This window comes from Fructobacillus sp. ChS1-6f1-1-27 (assembly GCF_059579415.1).
Window position 1 is genome coordinate 1 of record NZ_JCAOER010000016.1, and the last position, 18,189, is coordinate 18,189.

Annotated in this window: 14 protein-coding genes and 1 tRNA gene; 10 read left to right on the forward strand and 5 right to left on the reverse strand. The window is 44.8% G+C overall.

Annotated elements, in window-relative coordinates:
* Nucleotides 1-96: 96 nt before the first annotated feature.
* Together greA and AC5162_RS06020 are read right to left on the reverse strand one after the other, a co-directional pair.
* Nucleotides 97-579, reverse strand: a complete 483-nt coding sequence (gene greA / locus AC5162_RS06015; protein ID WP_496534351.1) for a transcription elongation factor GreA — start codon at nt 577-579, stop codon at nt 97-99.
* 63 nt (nt 580-642) lie between these two features.
* Entirely contained in the window at nt 643-3,267 is a 2,625-nt protein-coding gene (locus AC5162_RS06020; protein ID WP_496534352.1) for a YfhO family protein, read from the reverse strand.
* Between the two features lie 99 nt (nt 3,268-3,366).
* On the opposite strand from AC5162_RS06020, the gene AC5162_RS06025 reads away from it, so the two are divergent.
* Nucleotides 3,367-5,427: a peptidoglycan D,D-transpeptidase FtsI family protein gene (locus tag AC5162_RS06025; RefSeq protein WP_496534353.1), complete on the forward strand. Its 2,061-nt coding sequence runs from the start codon at nt 3,367-3,369 to the stop codon at nt 5,425-5,427.
* Nucleotides 5,428-5,514: 87 nt separating this feature from the next.
* On the opposite strand, the gene AC5162_RS06030 is transcribed toward AC5162_RS06025, so the two are convergent.
* Nucleotides 5,515-5,913, reverse strand: coding sequence for a Fur family transcriptional regulator (locus AC5162_RS06030; RefSeq protein WP_496534354.1), 399 nt, complete (start codon nt 5,911-5,913; stop codon nt 5,515-5,517).
* Nucleotides 5,914-6,040: 127 nt separating this feature from the next.
* Between AC5162_RS06030 and AC5162_RS06035 the strand changes: the two genes are divergently transcribed.
* The 5 genes from AC5162_RS06035 (at nt 6,041) to AC5162_RS06055 (ending at nt 10,427) form a co-directional block, all read left to right on the forward strand.
* A complete protein-coding gene (locus AC5162_RS06035; RefSeq protein ID WP_496534355.1) occupies nt 6,041-6,721 on the forward strand; it encodes a VIT1/CCC1 transporter family protein in 681 nt (226 codons plus the stop codon).
* A 9-nt stretch (nt 6,722-6,730) separates the two neighbouring features.
* On the forward strand, nt 6,731-7,429 hold the full coding sequence (locus tag AC5162_RS06040; protein WP_496534356.1) for a VIT1/CCC1 transporter family protein: 699 nt from the start codon (nt 6,731-6,733) through the stop codon (nt 7,427-7,429).
* A 118-nt stretch (nt 7,430-7,547) separates the two neighbouring features.
* Entirely contained in the window at nt 7,548-8,909 is a 1,362-nt protein-coding gene (locus tag AC5162_RS06045; protein WP_496534357.1) for an FAD-dependent oxidoreductase, read from the forward strand.
* 77 nt (nt 8,910-8,986) lie between these two features.
* On the forward strand, nt 8,987-9,850 hold the full coding sequence (locus tag AC5162_RS06050) for a YihY/virulence factor BrkB family protein (RefSeq protein WP_496534358.1): 864 nt from the start codon (nt 8,987-8,989) through the stop codon (nt 9,848-9,850).
* Nucleotides 9,831-10,427 carry a DUF1054 family protein gene (locus AC5162_RS06055; RefSeq protein ID WP_496534359.1) on the forward strand — a complete coding sequence of 199 codons (597 nt, stop codon included), beginning with the start codon at nt 9,831-9,833 and terminating at the stop codon, nt 10,425-10,427. Before AC5162_RS06050 ends, AC5162_RS06055 begins: the two co-directional genes overlap by 20 nt.
* Nucleotides 10,428-10,499: 72 nt before the next feature.
* Here the strand turns inward: AC5162_RS06055 and AC5162_RS06060 are convergent, their stop codons facing one another.
* Complete coding sequence (locus tag AC5162_RS06060) at nt 10,500-12,575, reverse strand: cation:proton antiporter (protein ID WP_496534360.1); 2,076 nt, start codon at nt 12,573-12,575, stop codon at nt 10,500-10,502.
* 181 nt (nt 12,576-12,756) lie between these two features.
* Between AC5162_RS06060 and AC5162_RS06065 the strand changes: the two genes are divergently transcribed.
* A complete protein-coding gene (locus AC5162_RS06065; protein ID WP_496534361.1) occupies nt 12,757-15,318 on the forward strand; it encodes a M1 family metallopeptidase in 2,562 nt (853 codons plus the stop codon).
* 68 nt (nt 15,319-15,386) lie between these two features.
* Here AC5162_RS06065 and AC5162_RS06070 read toward each other — a convergent pair whose 3' ends face one another.
* On the reverse strand, nt 15,387-16,733 hold the full coding sequence (locus AC5162_RS06070) for an HD domain-containing protein (protein ID WP_496534362.1): 1,347 nt from the start codon (nt 16,731-16,733) through the stop codon (nt 15,387-15,389).
* Nucleotides 16,734-16,813: 80 nt separating this feature from the next.
* Here AC5162_RS06070 and AC5162_RS06075 point away from each other — a divergent pair, with 80 nt between their 5' ends.
* The 3 genes from AC5162_RS06075 (at nt 16,814) to AC5162_RS06085 (ending at nt 17,998) form a co-directional block, all read left to right on the forward strand.
* Nucleotides 16,814-17,254 carry a YwiB family protein gene (locus tag AC5162_RS06075; RefSeq protein WP_496534363.1) on the forward strand — a complete coding sequence of 147 codons (441 nt, stop codon included), beginning with the start codon at nt 16,814-16,816 and terminating at the stop codon, nt 17,252-17,254.
* Nucleotides 17,255-17,279: 25 nt separating this feature from the next.
* Nucleotides 17,280-17,840 carry a DNA-directed RNA polymerase subunit delta gene (rpoE, locus tag AC5162_RS06080; RefSeq protein WP_496534364.1) on the forward strand — a complete coding sequence of 187 codons (561 nt, stop codon included), beginning with the start codon at nt 17,280-17,282 and terminating at the stop codon, nt 17,838-17,840.
* An 84-nt stretch (nt 17,841-17,924) separates the two neighbouring features.
* Nucleotides 17,925-17,998 (forward strand) — tRNA-Lys (locus tag AC5162_RS06085).
* Nucleotides 17,999-18,189 lie beyond the last annotated feature (191 nt).

The following is an 18,189-nucleotide window of genomic DNA, read 5'->3' on the forward strand; positions in this document are numbered from 1 at the left end:
GCCTGTAGTTTAGTTTCTATCGAAATTTTAGTCATAAAAATACCCCGAAAGTACTTTAACTTTCGGGGTATACGTCACAATGGTTGGACTCATTTATTATGATTTAACATTTAAGATTTTCACTTCAATTTCAACGCCGTTTGGCAATGGAACTGAAACGGTATCACCCTTGTGCTTACCCAAAAGGGCAGCGGCCATTGGTGATTCATTTGAAATCTTGCCGGCCAATGGGTCAGCTTCAACGGAACCGACAATCGTGTATGATTCTGGCTCTTCATCTGGAAGTTCTTGGAAGGTTACTTCCTTACCAAGGGTAACTTCGTCTTGGTCAGCGTCATCGGCTGAAATAATTTCAGCGTTTTCAATCATTTTTCGAATCGTTACAATTCGTCCTTCAACAAAGGCTTGTTCGTCCTTTGCAGATTGGTATTCAGAGTTTTCTGATAAATCGCCATATGAACGCGCGATTTGGATGCGCTTAGTGATTTCCGGACGTTGGTTGGTAATCAAGTCATCAAGCTCGGCTTGCAACTTGTCGCGACCTTCGGCCGTCATTGGAAATGTTTTTTCTTCTGCCATGCGATTTCTTCCTTTCAGTGCTGACTAGCACAAAAAATACAGCAAATTGAATATATCACGGACCTACCGTTGGTGCAAGCGTCTTGGCGATTTCTTTTTCAGGTAGTACCAAGTCGTTAAGAAATCAACTAAGACTAGACTAATCAAGATTCCAGGCACTAAGAGTGGCGGCGTATAAGTTAATACCAAAGTATGGCGGCCTGGCTTGGTCTTGATGGCAATCAGACCATCAGCCACCTTTTTAATTGGGACCGTCTTGCCATCAACCTTGGCATGCCAACCTGGAGTGGCTGGGATACTGGTCATAATCAGCGAGTGGGCCTTGGTCGTTGTGATTGTTCCCTTAATTTTACGAGAATTAGAGGAAGTTATTTTAATCGGATTTTGTGCTAAGGACTTTAACTCAGCATTAACAGCTGACTGGTCAAAGTAGAATAGGCTCAAATCATCAAGGTACCGTTCGTTGGCACCGTTTAACAAGGTGATTGTTAAGACCTGTTGCTTGCCGGCCTGGCCCTTAACTAGGTTAAGAGCGACCGTGTGTTGGTAAGAGGTATTTTGCGTTAAGGTTTGTCCATTTAATTGGACTAAGACGTCATTTAAGCTCAGGGCTCCGCCAATATTTAAGTAGTAAGAATCGTTGGTGGTTGGCGTGAAGGTTAGTGTCAAGGTTCCAATTTTATTTTGGTCAATTTTTTGAATAGTCCCGCCAGTTAAGTTGGTGGTCATCGTCAAATTATCTTTGGCCAAGACCGTGAGTGGTGCTTGGTACAAGAGGTACTTGCTTGACCCGACTAAGGAGTTCAAGAGGCTTTCTTGGTTGGCCAATGGGTAGCGGACAGAAATCGGCATTGAAAGGGCCTTGGTGGAAGCTGCGTAAGCAACTGGTAAGGCAGACTTATTTTCTTTTAAGGCCCAACCAGAGCCAGTAGCGACAGTTTTAGCGTTATTATAGTCCGGTCGAGTACTTTGCTTCATATAAGAGGCAACATTTGGTAGGGAGCTGGTCCCGGTTAGATAATACTTAAAGGATAGCAGTGAATCGGTAATGACTGTTCCATTACTGTAGTTTAAGCGAGCATCACCCTCGATTTGTCCCATATTACTGTAGAAATTGGCACTGGAAACATCCAACAAGGATGAGAAGTGGCTGCCACCCTTAATGCCGGCTAAGAAACCATCATTATAGGTCCGTTGGAGTCCCTCAGCAATCCGGTACCAAGACTTATCGTGCTTTGTTGCGGCCTTTTTAACGGCGGTCAACCGGCTCGCCCCTGCTTGGTAGGAACTTTCAGTCAGATAAGACAGGTTATTCAATGTCCGACTGGCATTGAGACCTAAGAAACTTAAAGTAATAACAAATAAAATAATGAACTTGCTCCCTTGGTGAGGCAGGATTAAAGCAATGACGGTTGCTAAATAAGCAAATAAGAAAATCAGAAGACCATTCTTATCCAAGTACGAGGTGGTCTTCATTTGCGTGGCCCCCCAGGCTGTTAGAGCAAGGATGCCGGCTAAGAAAACAAACCGGGCAACCAGGCCTGGTTGCCATTCAGGACGAAAGCCCTTGGCGGCCATCACAATTAATAGGAAAGAAATTAAAAACGAGAACCGGGCGGGGTACCAAACGGGGTACTGTCCACCGTGGAAGAGCAAAACAAGTGGGGCCCAGGTAGTTGCTAGGACTAAGATGGCTAAGATCAAAAAGCCAAAGCCTTTTTCAAACCAGTTTGATTTCTTGCTGGCAAAGTAGGCCCAGATTGCTAGGACGATGATTGGACCAACTAAGAAGTTGGCCTGGCCGGTTTGCATTTGGTCAAAGTCAAAAGAGCCTGGAACAAATTTCAATAAAAGGTTCAAGGGGTTGTTGATAAAGTTCCAAGAAAGGGTTGTATTGTGGGTGGTTTTGCCTAATTGAAGTTGGGCGTAAGTTGGCAGCCAGAGCCAGGCGGTCGCTAGGATACCAATCAACCCCGCAAAGGCGGTTTGCCAAAGAATCCGGATGCGGTTACCAGAAAAGTCTCTTGATAATAACCGCCAAGGGAGGTACATCAATAGGAAAAGAGCAATCATCCAAGCGATGTAGTAGTTGGTGATGATGGTGACAACCAAAAGAACTGCAAAGGTTTTCCACCCCCGACCTTTTAATAACTTTTCAAAGGCCAGGATTAAAAGTGGCAAGATAGCGGCTGTATCAAGCCATAGCAAGTTCAGGTCGTTGGCAATAAACCAGGCTGACAGCGGGTAATTGATCGCGAAGAGGGTTACCCAGTAATCAGAGAGCCAGCCCATTTTTTTAATCAATGTTGCCATTGAAAAGCCGGCAAGACCAATCTTTAAGACGGTTACAAATAAAATCCAAACGGGAATGGTCTTTGGAGTAGCCAACAAGAATAAGAGGTTGAAGGGCGACATTAAGTAGTAAGACCATTCGCCGACCATGTTGCCACCAAGGCCAGATGAAAAGGAATAAAGCAAAGCACTTGGATCGCTTAAAAGGGTGTGTTTAAACTGGACGAAGTAGTCCAGGTATTGCTGGCCCAAGTCGACTGTTAGAATGGTTGATGACCCAAAGGGGGCCATTTGCCGGCTGGCAAAGTAGAGAGTCATTAAAATGACGGGGATGAAGAAGGCCAGGGCTGTATTTGACAGGAAGAAATTTTTCAGTTGAAGCGTGTGTTTTCTCATATACATAGAATACCAAAATTATCGGAAAATTTAGCGTTAAAATTAGTTTTTATGGTACAGTAGAGGAGATTAATCTTGTATTAAATTGGAAGAATAAACATGAAAAGCAATCCTTATCTTGAAGACCATGATAAGCATGACGCCCGAGCCAACTTACCGACACGGTTGAAGTTGCTCTTAGGGGTTGTGATTGTCTTGATCTTAGCCTTGGTCGCTCAGCTGGCTTACTTGACGATTAAAGAAGGACCTTCTTTCTTAACTGAAGTCAAAAGTTCGGATGAAACGATTGAAAAGGGGAATGAACCCCGGGGCTTGATTTACGATAGTACCGGCCGGGTAATTACTGGTAACCAGTCCCAAGCGGCGGTGACTTATACCCGTGGGGCAACGACGACAACGACTGAAATTGCCAAGACTGCTAAGACTTTGTCGAAGTATTTGACGATTGACACCAGTAGGTTGAGTGCCCGGGCCAAGGCTGATTACTACTTGGTATCCAATACCAAGGAAGCCACTAAAATTGAAGACTTGCTTTATGCGAAGTATGGGAAGACGGCTAAGAGCTGGTCGACTAGTACTTTGAGTACGGAACAAGCCCAGTATGTCATTGACCATAACTTGGATAAGGATGTTGATGAAAACCAGGCGATGATTTTCCAGAAGATGTCTGGGGCGTATGCCTTGTCAACGACTTATATCCAAGAATCTGGGGTTTCTGATAAAGCTCAGGCAGAAATTGCCGAACGGATTTCTGAAATGCCAGGGGTTAAGATTGGTGAGTCTTATTCAAGAACTTACCCTGAAGGAACCGATTTCCAAGCGTTGACTGGGTCAGTGACAACTGAGTCTTCTGGTTTGCCAGAAGACCGGTTGAACACTTTGCTAGCCGAAGGTTACTCACAGAACTCTTCTGTTGGTAGTTTTGGTTTGGAAAAGCAGTATGAATCCTTGTTGAAAGGTTCTGCTTCACAAACGGAAGTTTCCACGGTTGATGGGGTCAAAACTTCAACAGTTAAGTATGCCGGTCAGTCTGGGGACTCATTGAAGTTAACGATTAACGCGGAGTTTCAAAAGAAGGTCCAACAGATTTTGGAAGATGACTTGCCAAGTTCCGGTGATTCCTTGGGTGGTTACGCAACTGTGATTAACCCTTATACTGGTGGAATTTATGCCATGGCCGGTGTTTCAAGAAACACTAGTACTGGTAAAAAGACTGCTAACCCACTTGGAAATATTAACCAAGCAATTGTTATGGGATCTGTCGTTAAGCCGGCTATCCTTGCAACTGCCTTCCAAAAGGGCGTTGTTACTCCAACTTCAAATACAATGTATGACCAGGCAATTAAGATTCAAGGTACGCCAACGATTACATCGTACTGGAACCAAGGTGGAAGTCCGGTTGCTGTTGATGCTGAGACGGCTTTGGAACGGTCTTCGAACACCTACTTCGTTCAATTGGGAATGAAAATCGGTGGTCAGGTCTATGCAGCGGGTGAATCATTGAAGCTACACTCTGATGCTTTCCAGACCTTGCGGAATGGTTTGGCTCAGTTTGGTCTTGGAACTAAGACTGGAATTGATATTGAAGGAGAAACGGCTGGATTTAAGGGATCAACGACTGGTACTAACATTGGTAAGTACTTGTACGAGTCCTTTGGACAGTATGATTCTTATACCACCTTGCAGTTGGCCCGCTATGTTTCAGCTATCGCTAACGGTGGCTACCTGGTCCAACCACACGTGGTTGGTTCAATCCTCCAAACGGATAGCAGTAATAAGTACCAAAAGACAGTTTGGACGACACCAACTGAGTTGCAAGGCCAAATTTCATTGACGACTGACCAGTGGAACGTCATTAAGCAAGGAATGTACCGGGTTGCCAATGGAACCGATTCTCATAACACCGGTTCTGGTTTGCACGGTCTGACACCGAAGGTCTATGCCAAAACTGGTACGGCCGAAACGACGACCAATGGTCATACGACCTATACCGAATCGATGGTGGCCTATGTTCCTGGAACACCATTTGCGATGTCATTGTCATTGCCTGGTTTGGATTCTTACTTGGATGGAACTAACGGTAAGATTTCAAAGGCAATTATTAATGCCTTCTGGGAGATGGTTTTGGATTCGACGTCTTCGGGCGCTAGTTCGAATTAAATTTTTTTGCTAATTGAATACAAATAGAAAAGGCCTGCTGGCAATAACGATAAACGTTATTGTCAACAGGCCTTTTTTCTAACCAAATTACTGGTTGGGGTCAATCCCGTAAAGGTCAATCCGGTATTCAGTAATTTTTAACCCTGTTGCAGCTTGGGCGGCGTTAATTAAAGGAGTCGGATCAAAATTGGCTGCGTCAATAATTTCATTGGTTTGAGTATTGATTACGTGATAATGAGGATGTGAAGCCGCATCATAGTGCCGCTTACCATCCGAGATTCCCTCAATGACGACCACTAGCTTAGCATTGACAAACTTCTCCAAGGTATTATAAACGGTCGCCAATGAAATATCTGGTAAATCATTATGGATCATTTCTGCCGTTGGATGGGTGTCGTGGCTCATCATGTATTCTAGCAAGGTCAGGCGTTGGTTAGTGGCCTTGAGTTGGTGTTCTTGTAACACCGTCTTTAGTTGATCACGCATATCTGCCTCCTTATATATCGAATACATTACAACTATAACATTAAAATTAGAATACTACAAATTATCTTGACTTCTCTGCAATCAGAGTTATAATAAATTAGAACCATTCTTAACAAGGGAGAGAGTTATGAAAAGAAAAAAGAAGTCGCTAATGGCGCAAAACAACCTGCTTCGGGCAGGGGTGATGGGTGGCAATGACGGGATTTTGTCAGTTGCCGGAATTATTATTGGAGTGGCTGGGGCTAACCAAAACATTACAGCTGTGATGTTAGCCGGTTTTGCCGGTACTTTAGCTGGGATGGTTTCGATGGCAATGGGCGAGTTTGTTTCGGTCCGGTCCTCTAAGGATGCTCAGGATAAGGCTAAGACCAAACAGGCCCAGGCCTTAAAAGATGATTACGATAGTGAATTTGCCTTTGTAAAAGAAAAATATGAAGCCAGCGGTATTGCCAGTGACCTAGCTTTGCAAGCGACAAAAGAAATGATGGAACAAGACCCCTTAGAAACAACCGTTCGTGAACGGTACGGCTTCTCCTTGAAGTCCAAAATCTCTGCTGGTGGGGCGGCCATGGTCTCTTTTGTCACTTTTCCAGCCGGGGCAGCCTTCCCAATGGCTTTCATGTATTTTTCGCCCAGCCAATACCAAATCTTAGCCACTTTTGTGGCGGTTTTACTAGCCTTGATCTTAACTGGGTACTTGGCAGCCGTAGTGAACGGCGCTAACCGGGCAAAGTCTGCTATCCGAAATTTATTATCTGGTGTCTTAACGATGGTTGTTACCTTAACAATTGGATCACTTTTTAAGTAGGAGGGCAAAATGGAAAACGTTAACAAGCAAGAATTAAAAGCAAAGCAAACGATGGAAGAACGGTTAAATACTATTCGAGCTGGGGTGCTGGGCTCAAATGATGGGATTCTCACCGTTGTCGGTGTGGTTTTTTCGGTCGCAGCGGCGACGACTAACCGCTTAGTGATTGTCTTAGCCGCCCTTTCGGACCTAGTAGCCTGTGCCCTTTCGATGGGGTCTGGTGAATTTGCGGCGGTTTCATCACAGTCCGATAGTGAACAGGTGGCAGTGAAGCGAGAAGATGCTGCTTTAAAGACAAATTATGCTGACCAGCAAAAAGCAGTCCAAGAGTATTACGAAGATCGTGGGGTTTCAAACGAAACGGCTGCTAAGATTTCTGATGACCTGTTGAGCAAGAAGGCATTAGCGACTGTTTTGACGGTTAAATACGATATGACCTTGGGCCACTACGTGTCACCGATTTCAGCTGCTTTTTCATCAACGATTTCTGCTGCCTTGGGTGGGGCCTTCCCTTTGCTCGCCCTCTTAATCGCTCCCTTACAGTACCAATATTTGGCTGCCATTTTAGCGACGGTTTTGGCCGTTTCTTTAACCGGGTTCTTTTCAGCCCTGTTATCGGAGGGGATTGTCAAGCGAGCTGTGGTTAGAAATATTGTAATTGGGCTTTTAACGATTGCTATTCACTTTAGTATTGGTAAACTATTTTAATCAAAATGTATAAAAATTGGTCTAACTGAAATTTTTTGGTTAAAAGACTTTTCTCAAGTGATTTTATGAACTATAATAAAGAAGTAATAAATATGAAGCATATTTTTGGAGGATCAAAATGAAGATTATCGTTGTTGGTGCTTCTCACGGTGGCCACGAAGCCGCTCATGAAGCTTTAACCCGTTATGAAAATGCTGATGTCACGGTTTATGAAGCCGGTGACTTCATCTCATTTATGTCATGTGGAATGGAATTGTACCTTGAAGACAAGGTTTCAGACCGTGATGATGTCCGTAACTTTAAGCCAGAGGACTTGGAAAAGTTCGGTGGAAAGGTCTTCACTGAACACCAAGTGACAGGCATTGATACTGATGCCAGGAAGGTGACAGTCAAGGACTTGCAATCAGGTCAAGAAAAGGAAGATACTTATGATAAGTTGATTTTGTCTTCTGGTGTGGCACCGGCTACGATTCCTGTTCCAGGATCCGATTTGGATAATGTCTTCTTGATGCGTGGCCGTGACTGGGCCACTAAGATTTATGACAAGTTGCACGATGATGCCGTTAAGTCAGTCATTGTCGTTGGAACTGGTTACATTGGAATCGAAGCAGCTGAAGTCTTTGCTAAGGCTGGTAAGAAGGTCACAGTGATCGATATGATTGACCGCCCACTTGGTAATTATCTTGACCCAGAATTGGCTGAAAAGGTTCGAGTTGAATTGGAAGCAAACGGGGTAAACTTGCACCTCGGCCACACAGTATCCGCCTTTGAAGGAAATGGCGCTTTGTCATCTGTGAAGGATGACGCCGGCCAAGCATTTGATGCTGATTTGGCAATTGTTGCTGCGGGGGTTAAGCCCAACACGAAGTACCTAGAAGGCACAATCGACTTGGACCAACGTGGTTGGATCAAGACTGATCCTTACTTGCGGACTTCTGCTAAGGATGTTTATGCCATTGGAGATGCAATCTTGCCACTCTTTGCGCCAGCTGGTCAACCAGCTCCAATCGCTTTGGCTTCAACTGCCCGTCGTGAGGCCCGCTACGTGGTTGAAACGATGATGATGGAAAAGCCTGCTCGGTCCTTTCCTGGAGTAAACGGTTCATCAGCCTTACCGGTCTTTGATTACAACCTTGCAACTACTGGTGTGAATGCTAACAATGCGGAAAAGATGAACTTGAAGGTTGAATCATCATTGTACCAAGCAACAATCCGTCCTGGTTTTGTGAAGGATGGCAACCCTGAAATCTTGATTAAGTTAGTATACAGTCCTAATTCACACGTAATTATGGGTGGGCAAGTCTTGTCTAAGGGTGAAGTAACTGCCCATGCCAACACGATTGCCTTAGCAATTAAGGCCAAGATGACCTTGGAAGATTTGGCCGAAGCCGACTTCTTCTTCCAACCTGGCTTTGACCGACAGTGGTCAGTGCTAAACTTGGCTGCCCAAGTCGCATTAGGCGAAGTCCCATCTGTTTAATTTTTAGATATACAAATGCAAAAGTGACCTCAAGAAGAGGTCACTTTTTTTATCCTAAATATGGCATAATGGATATTATGAAAGAGACATTGGCCAAACATTGGCATAAACTGGATAGCAAGTTCCAAGTCGAAGCGCTGATCGGCTATTTTTCGCGTGCCCAAATTAACTTTGTTGGGCCAACTTTTGCCTTTTATGTGCTGCTAACCTTGATCCCAACGCTAATTATGTTTGTTTTGGCAATCGCAGCCGTTAACTCTGATACCAACCACATGATTGATTTGATGAGGCAGTTTTTGCCGCCAGCAATTAGTAATTTTTTGGCGCCAATTGTTCGGTCAGTCTCCCATACCAATACCCACTCCTACTTATCGTTTTCTTTGGTGGTCATTATTTGGTCTTTGTCCCAGGTGATGGCGGTGTTGCGCCGGGCTTTTCACAATATTGCTGGGGTTAAAGAGACCGGTTTTCAGCTTTTAACCCGGTTCTGGGCCTTTTTGTGGATGCTGGTTATGGTGGTGGTAGCAGTTGCAACTATTTTAGTTGGAAACGTGATTGTTTATATCTTCTACCATTTCTTAGGATTGACCTGGATGGCGCCAAGTAAGTTGGTTGCCTTTATCGGGATTTGGGTCTTTTTGATTTGGGTTAATTATCAGTTGCCTGGTAAGCCGGCTCGGCCAACCTTTAAGGCGATGATGGTCGGAACTGTGGTCGACCTAGTCTTGATGTGGGGGCTCAACTTGATTTTTGTTTGGATTGCCCAGTTTCAGTTCCACCGGTCAGAGGTTTACCAATCTTTGGCTTCAATTGCCGTCTTTATTGTTTGGTTAGACCTCTTGGCAACCAGTTTGATAATTGGCTTTGTGCTGATGACCTGGTTAAGTCACTTCAAGGCCTTTAAGGGAAAGAAGGAAAAAGATGCAATTTCAGCAGAGTGATTTTCAAGTTTTTGATGATTTGACCTTAGAAGGTCGGATGGATAAAATTCGTAAGATTATTGATCCAAAGTTTGAGGCCTTTGCGGACTTAGCCTTACCGATTTTAAAAGAAGACGGCCAAGACTGGTATGCCCATGTAGCCAAGCACAAGATGCGTAAGACCTATGCGCCTGATAACACCTGGGTGGCTTTTGCACCCAATAAACGCGGATATAAAATGATGCCCCACTTTGAACTGGGGCTTTGGGCAGATAACCTTTATTTGTATTTGGCAGTCGAAGAAAATATGAAACCGAAGGGCTTGGCTAAAATTGGCCCCAAGCTAGCAGCAATTAGCCAGCAGGTTGGTCAATTACCCGCCAACTTTGAATTGTCCTTGAACCACATGGAAAATGTTAACCAGCCCTTAGCGAGCTATGATAAGGCCGTAGAACGGTATCAGGCCGTTAAGAAGGCGGAAGTGCTAGTGGGGTTGAAAATCCCTGCTGACTCGCCTCTAATTGAGTCTGATGAGCAGTTTGATGTTTTGTTGGATGCTTTGAAGAAATTGCTGCCTCTTTACCAAGAATTGCGGTAAAGAAAAAAGGCTAGATAGTGAATGAAAAATCCCGTTGACACAGCGTCAACGGGATTTTTAGCTCTTCTGTCTTTATTCATTTTCGCTGCTATCACTGAGTTGCAAAGTTTGCGCCTGGTTAATCTCACCGTATAACTGGTCAGCTAAGGCTGGTTTAATTGTCTTAGCATTGAGTTGTTTGGTGACAAAGTTGTACTCGGCTCCAAAAGCCTTAATGTAAACTTCAGCGGGAACACTGGCCTCGCCTCGGTGGTAGTCATTGGCCACTACTTGGAAGAAGTGGTTTAAGACCTGGCGGATCCGGTCGACATCTTGGGCCGCTTCGCCATTCATCATTTGCTCGGCCAGGTGGGCTGCCAAAATTTGGTCGGCCTTGGCCTGCATTTCCTTGTTCAAAGCCGTGATGCCCTTGTAGCGGTCTTTGACCTCTTGGTACTTTTCAACGTATTCCGGATGGTTCTTTAAGTATTCTTGCCGGAACTTTTGCTTTTGCTTTTTGGTAAAGGTCTTAGTCTTCCAGTGGAACTTCCATTCATAACTAGCCTTCTTAAACCGGAATTTAATTCGAGAAATGGGCCGCTGCTGAGTGGCTGAAATTTCCAAGCCTTTTTGAACCATCTTGCTGTACAAGTTGATAACTGGTTCAGAATAGCGGTCGCTAGCTTCTGTTTCGAGGTAAGTGGAAAGTTTTTCAATGATGGTCTGCACTAATGGTAGGTCAGTTTTTTCAAGCCGGTGCCGGTCTCTTTGACTAGAAACAGTAAACTTTTGTGTTCGCAGAGTATGGCTTAAAGATTGTTTGACTTGCCGGTCAACACTTTTATCTTGCTCAATGACTGAAATGGCAGTACTAATCATTTCCGACCGGGTGGTTTCTAATTCCTCATCGCTGAAGGCAACTTCTTGCTTGTCCAAAATTAATGGCAAGGCGATTGCAGCCACCAAGAGTGAGATGAGAATGACTAGAGTAGCAACAACCAAAATTTCGTTTAAGAAGGGTAGTGGGTGGCCAGCAACTGTTTTTGGAAGAGAAAATGCTAAAGCTAAGGTTACTGCTCCGTGAACTCCTGCTAGGCCAAAAATCCGGGCCCGTTTTTGTCGGTCGGCTGTCTTTTGCTGGCCAAAGAAGCTCTCAATATTTGGATTTCTCTGGAAGGTTACCCAAAGGAACCGACCTAAGAACATGGCCAGGTAAATAGCCAAGGCCAGCGAGAAGAGGGTGAATGCTTTAGCCCAACCAAAGTTAAACATTTTGGAAAAAATATCCGGTAGGGAAAGGCCTAAAACGACAAAAACAATTCCGTTTAAAATGGCGGAGAGGGTTCCCCAGATACTTTGAGTAGCCACCTGGGCCTCGGTTGAAATTAGTTGTAGTCGGGACTTTTCAATATTGTGAACAATTCCGGCCGCTACGACTGCTAAAATACCGGATACACCGAGGTGCTCTGCCAGTAAGTAGATGGCAAAGGGCGTCATGATATTTAAGGGAATTGTGGTCGCTTGGGCCGAGTTAGCGTGGAAGTTCAAGTAAAACCGGACGCCAACAATGATATAAGCTAGGATGGTTCCGATAATTAGACCACCAACTGAAACAAAGAGGAACTGCCATAGGCCGTCAAGCGGTGATAAGGACCCTTTTTCATAAAAAGATAGGGCTAAGTCCAACAAGACTAAACCGGTGGCGTCGTTAAAAAGTGATTCCAATTCTAGGGACTGCTTTAGGCCCCTTGGCATCTTGAGCCCATCTGACATTGAGTTGACAGCAACTGCGTCGGTTGGTACCACAATCGCCGCTAGGGCAATTGCTAAAGCAAGTGGCCAGTGGGATTGGAAGTTTGAAGTCACTAGGGCAACAACCGCAACAATAAAGACGGCGAGAACAACCGAGAGTTGGATAATAGTCCGGGCATTTTTTTTAATCGCCTTAAAAGATTGCCCTTGGCCTTCTTGAAACATCAAAGGACCGATGACAATAAATAAAAACATTTCAGGGTCTAAGCTAAAGCCTTTAAAGATTGGTAGGAAAGAAAAAATAATTCCGATGATAATTAAGACCAGAGCTTCTGGTAAAAATCTAAAGAATGGGCGGACAATATTAGCGGCAATAACGGCCCCGATAAGAACTGCAATTAGGTAAAGTTCAGGCATAGTTTTGTTCCTTTTAACGGTTTAAACGAAAGAAAAGTTACTACTATTTATTATATGGTTTTCATTTCTGTTTGCCAAGAGAGGAACTTTTCTAAAGAGCCTGCCATTTTGACTTTTCTCTGGTATAATGAAATTGTTGTTCATTATAAATTCATTAAATTTTAATAAAAGGTAGGTAACTATGGCTGCAATCGAACGCTTATATCAGATTTTTCAACCAAGTCACTATGACTTGTTTCTTGATGTCTCCCGGACTGATAAATTAATTAAGGGAAAGACAACGGTAACCGGTCATGCAAGCCAAGCAGACCTGGCCTTGCACCAACATGATTTGGAAGTAGCCGAAGTTTTGGTCGATGGCCAAGCGGTAAGTTTTGAAGTTGTAAAAGATGAAGACCAAATTCGCTTTACGGCGCCAAAGACTGGTGAATTGACTGTTACGGTGACTTACCAAGCACCATTGACTGATAATATGAATGGGATTTACCCATCGTATTACCAAGTTGACGGCCAGGAAAAGCAGTTGGTGTCAACTCAGTTTGAAACTTACTTTGCCCGCCAGGCTTTTCCTGGAATTGATGAACCAGAGGCTAAGGCAACTTTTTCAATGGCGATTAAGTTTGACGAGCAGCCTGGTGAAACAGTGATTGCCAACATGCCGGAAGAAAAAGTTGAAGACGGAGTCCACTACTTTAAGGAAACCGTTAAGATGTCAACTTACCTGGTTGCCTTTGCCTTGGGAGACATGCAAAGCAAGAAGACTAAGACCAAGTCTGGGGTTGAAGTTGGGGTCTTTGGCACCAAGGCTCACCCAGCAAAAGACTTGGACTTTGCTTTGGACATTGCCAAGCGGTCAATTGAATTTTACGAAGACTTTTACCATACTCCCTACCCATTGCCACACTCATGGCAGGTAGCCTTGCCCGACTTTTCAGCCGGAGCCATGGAAAACTGGGGGATGGTCACTTACCGAGAAGCCTATTTACTAGTCGACCAGGAAAACACGGCCTTGTCGGTTAAGCAAACGGTTGCAACTGTGATTGCCCACGAATTGGCTCACCAATGGTTTGGTGACTTGGTCACGATGAAGTGGTGGGATGAGCTCTGGTTGAACGAATCCTTTGCCAACATGATGGAATTCGTAGCCATTGACGCCATTGAACCTGACTGGCATATCTGGGAGAGCTTTAACGCCAATGATGCTCAGAAGGCTTTGCGCCGTGATGCCATTTTGGGCGTCCAACCAGTTCACGTTGAAGTGGAGCACCCTGAAGAAATTGATGCTCTCTTTGATGCAGCGATTGTTTATGCCAAGGGAGCCCGATTGCTAGTCATGGTACGTTCTTTGATTGGGGATGACGCCTTACGAGAGGGGCTGAAGGACTACTTTGCCAAGAAACAGTACAGTAACGCAACTGGGGATGACTTGTGGCAGGCCTTGGGTCAGGCTTCTGGCCAAGATATTGGAGCAATCATGCACTCATGGTTGGAACAACCCGGCTACCCTGTTGTGACGGTTTCAGTTGAAGACGGTCGTGTGATTGCTAGCCAAAAGCCATTTTACATTGGTGGTGACAAGGATGGCGTTGACTTTGATGTTGATGGTCGCTTGTGGCAGGTACCGTTGGCTGCTTCTGCACATTCAGTTCCATCCTTGTTGATTGACCAATCAGCCGACTTGGGTGACTTGAAGACCTTGCAAGACGAAAGTGATGGGCCATTGACCTTGAATGTTGGCAATGCTGGTCATTACCTGGTTAAATATGACGATACTTTGATGGCTGACCAAGTTAGTCAGCTGGCTAAGGCCGATGCTATTAGCCAAGCACAGTTCTTACAAAACGCCTTGCTCTTGGCCCAAGCAGACCAAGGATCATTAGCTGACTTGCTTTGGGTCTTGCCAAAGTTGGCCGACTCACCATCTGCCTTAGTTCAATCACTTTTGTACCAGGTAGTTGACCAAGTCAAGGCCTTTGCTGCCGATGGCTCTCAACTTGAAAAAGATTTGAAGACAATGGCTAAGGCTTTGTCAAAAGACCAGGTTGCTCGTTTGGGCTTGGCTAAGCAGGCTAGTGATGGTGTTGATGAAGAATTAATCCGCCCACAAGTTTTGTCTGCAGCTTTGTTTGGCCAAGAAGAAGCCTTGGTTCAAAGGGCCCATGCCCTATTTGAAGAAGCTAACGGTCAAATTGCTGACTTGGCGGCTGATTCCCGGGTAACGGTTTTGAAGAATGAAATTCAAAACTTTAACTCACAAGAAACCTTTGACTTGCTTTTCAAGATTTACCAGGAAACTGCCAATGCTTCTCTTAAGTCCGACATAGAAGCTGCCTTAGTGACTAGCCCAGTGGCAGACCAACTGGCTGTCTTAGTGGAAAACTTTACCAATACAGCGGTGATTAAGCCTCAAGACTTACGTGGTTGGTTTGCCGGCGTTTTGGCTAACGACCAAGGTCAGGCCCAAGCCTGGGATTGGTTAAAGTCACAATGGGGCTGGTTGGAAGACCGCCTTGGTGGTGATATGGAGTTTTCAACCTACGTGACGGTGATTTCTCGCGTCTTTAAGACCAAGGACCAACTGGCTGACTTTAACGCCTTCTTCTTGCCTAAGAAGGACCAACCAGGACTTTCACGTGAAATCGTGATTGATCAGGCGGTGATTGAAAGTCGGGTAAAGTTTTTAGAAGCTCAGCAAGCTGATGTTGAAAAGGCAGTCGCTTTGATTGTTAAAAATGAAGCTTAATTAACCTTACTAACAAATAAAAAATGCTCTACGTTTTGTTTTATAAAACGTAGAGCATTTTTTATTTGTCACTTTTCACCTGGGATGAAGGTGTCGTTTTTGATAAAGGAACGGAAGTTTTCGTGGACTTGGGAGAATAAGTCGTCGGGTCCGTTATTTAACATTTCCTTTGGGAAGAAGAACCGTTGGTCGAGCGAAGCTTGGCCCTTGATTGAGGCTACCAGGGCGGACAAAGAAGATAGTTCGCGGTGGGTGCCATCGCTTAAGACCAACTCAATTTGCGTCCGAGGCTTCTTAGCCGTTGGCTTGTAATCATCGTAAGGTAAGTCGTAGGCGTCGTTTTGAGCGGTATAGTAGTGAGGATCAAAGCCTGCTTCCTTAACAACCTGCTCCAACCGGTCAATAAACCGTTCGGACTGGGCGTTAATCTGAATCGACTTGAAGGGCCGGCGGTTCATAAACCGGCTGGAAAGGTCGGCCAAGATTTGGTCGGGGTAGTTTTGCCAGCCATTAATCGCCGTCATGAAGAGGTTGTCGTCTAACCGGAGGTATTCTTGAACTGTTAGGTCGTGGTCTTCTTCAAAGACGGGTGCTAGGAGCGGACCAACCAGGTCGGCTGTGCTGTGCCCCTGCTTTAAGAGTTCTTTGACCCGGAGCAACAAGTGTTCCAAGATGACTTCCATCCCCCGGGAAACCGGGTGGAAGTATACCTGCAAGTACATTTGGTAGCGGGAAACGATGTAATCTTCAACAGCGTGCATGCCAGCAACGTCAAAGACAATCCCGGTCTTAGAAGGCTTCATCGTCCGCATGATTCGGTCGATGTCAAATTCACCATAGGTGGCGCCGGTGTAATAAGCATCTCTTAACAGGTAATCCATCCGGTCAACGTCTAGTTGAGAAGAAATCAATTGGACAACTTGTGGATTTTCATAAGTCTTGGCGATTACAGAGGCAACCTTGTTAGGGAAGTCTGGGGCATAGCTTTGCAAGACTTTGTTAATCTCAGTATCACCAGTAATGATTGCCTGGGTCATCGACTCGTGGTCGGTGTGAAAGAGGTGCTCAAAGGTGTGCGAGAAGGCCCCGTGGCCGACGTCGTGTAGCAAAGCTGCGACCATCGTGAGCATTTGCTCTTCTGGGTTCCAAAGGCCATCGCCTGCTTCCTTTGTTTGGTAATATTGGTTAAAGTATTCTGTGATTTGCCGGGCCAATTCGTAGGCTCCAACGGAGTGGCCAAACCGGTCGTGGATAGCACCGTGGAAAACAAAGGCGGTTACGCCGAGTTGCTCCACCCGACGCAGACGTTGGAATTCCGGCGTGTTAATCAAATCGAGGACCAGTTGGTCTTGGATATGGATAAAGTTGTGGATTGGATCGCGGAGGACTTTTTCGTGTACTAGTTTTTCCGACATTTTTGACCTTTCCCTTCTTAATTAAACCTATTATAATAGATATTAACGATTCTTGCAGATTTAAGGAGCAATTTGTTTAAATGAGCCCAATTGAAGTTGACCTCCGCTTAACCACTGACATCCAACAAGATGGTGGCGACGAGCACTATGACGTCAAAGCGACTGGCACCCTAGTTGAAAAACAGGGCGGTTTTTACCTGTCTTATATCGAGCAAATGAAGGATCAGCCGGACACGAAGGTTTTATTCAAGTTTGCCAACGACCAGGTAGCTATCACCCGATCAAACGTCACTAAGACCCGGCTGGTCTTTCAGCCAGGACTAGTTGACCACCAGCCCTACCAGACGGTGGCGGGGATGATGACCTTGGCGACAAACACGACGAAATTCACTTTGGACATTGATTCTAAAAAAGGTCTTGGGCAATTTAACCTAGCCTATGCCTTATCAGCTAATGGCGAAGTCGTCGGTCAGTACCAAGTTTCCTTGCAATTTGGCCCAAAATCCAGTATACTCAACTAGTTAGAAGTGCGAAAGGACGAGAACCATGCCAAAATTAGAAAACGGTCAACTTAAAGAAGAAATGTCCTTGGTCGAAATCGCGACGGCCATTTTAGAAGAGCAAAAGCAAGCCATGACTTTTGCCGATTTGACAGCAGCTATCCAAAATTTTTTGGAAGTCGACGAAGAAACTTTCCGTTCACGCTTGTCACAATTTTATACTGATTTGAATACCCATGGTTCTTTTATTTCCCTTGGAAATAACGAATGGGCATTGCGGTCATGGTACCCAGTTGACGCCATCGACGAATCAATTCACGAAATCGATGATGAAGAAGAAAAGCCTAAGAAGAAAAAGACTTCTAAGAAAGTTAACGTCTTTGCTGATTCTGCCTCAGCGGATGATGATGTGATTGATTATAACGATGATGACCCTGAAGATGATGACTTCTCTGATTTGGAAGGTCATAATGATGACACCGGTGATGGTAACGACACCGATGACGATGATGACTCAGATAAGGAAGAATCAATCGAAGATAACTTGACTGAATTAGCTGGTTCAGACGACTTAGATGACTTGTCTGACGGCGATACAGAAAAGTAAGTAACCTTAAATTTTTCTCGTGAAAGAGCTTGCAATTTGCAAGCTTTTTTAGTATCATTTATAAATGTGCTAAGGCACAGGATTGCTTCCGTAACTCAGTTGGTTAGAGTAGGGGATTTTTAATCCCAAGGTCCTCGGTTCGAATCCGAGCGGGAGCACTGAGTTAATCAGGAGACCTTGGGAAGATCCAGAAAAAGAGCGACACTGTTAAAGGTGTCGCTCTTTTTTGTTGCTTTCATGACGACATAAAAAGCACTAAGACTGTTAGAAAGTCTGATATGAACCCCGAAATTTGGACAACCAAATTTCGAGGTTTTTATTATGTCCAAATTATCAAAAGAAGACAAAG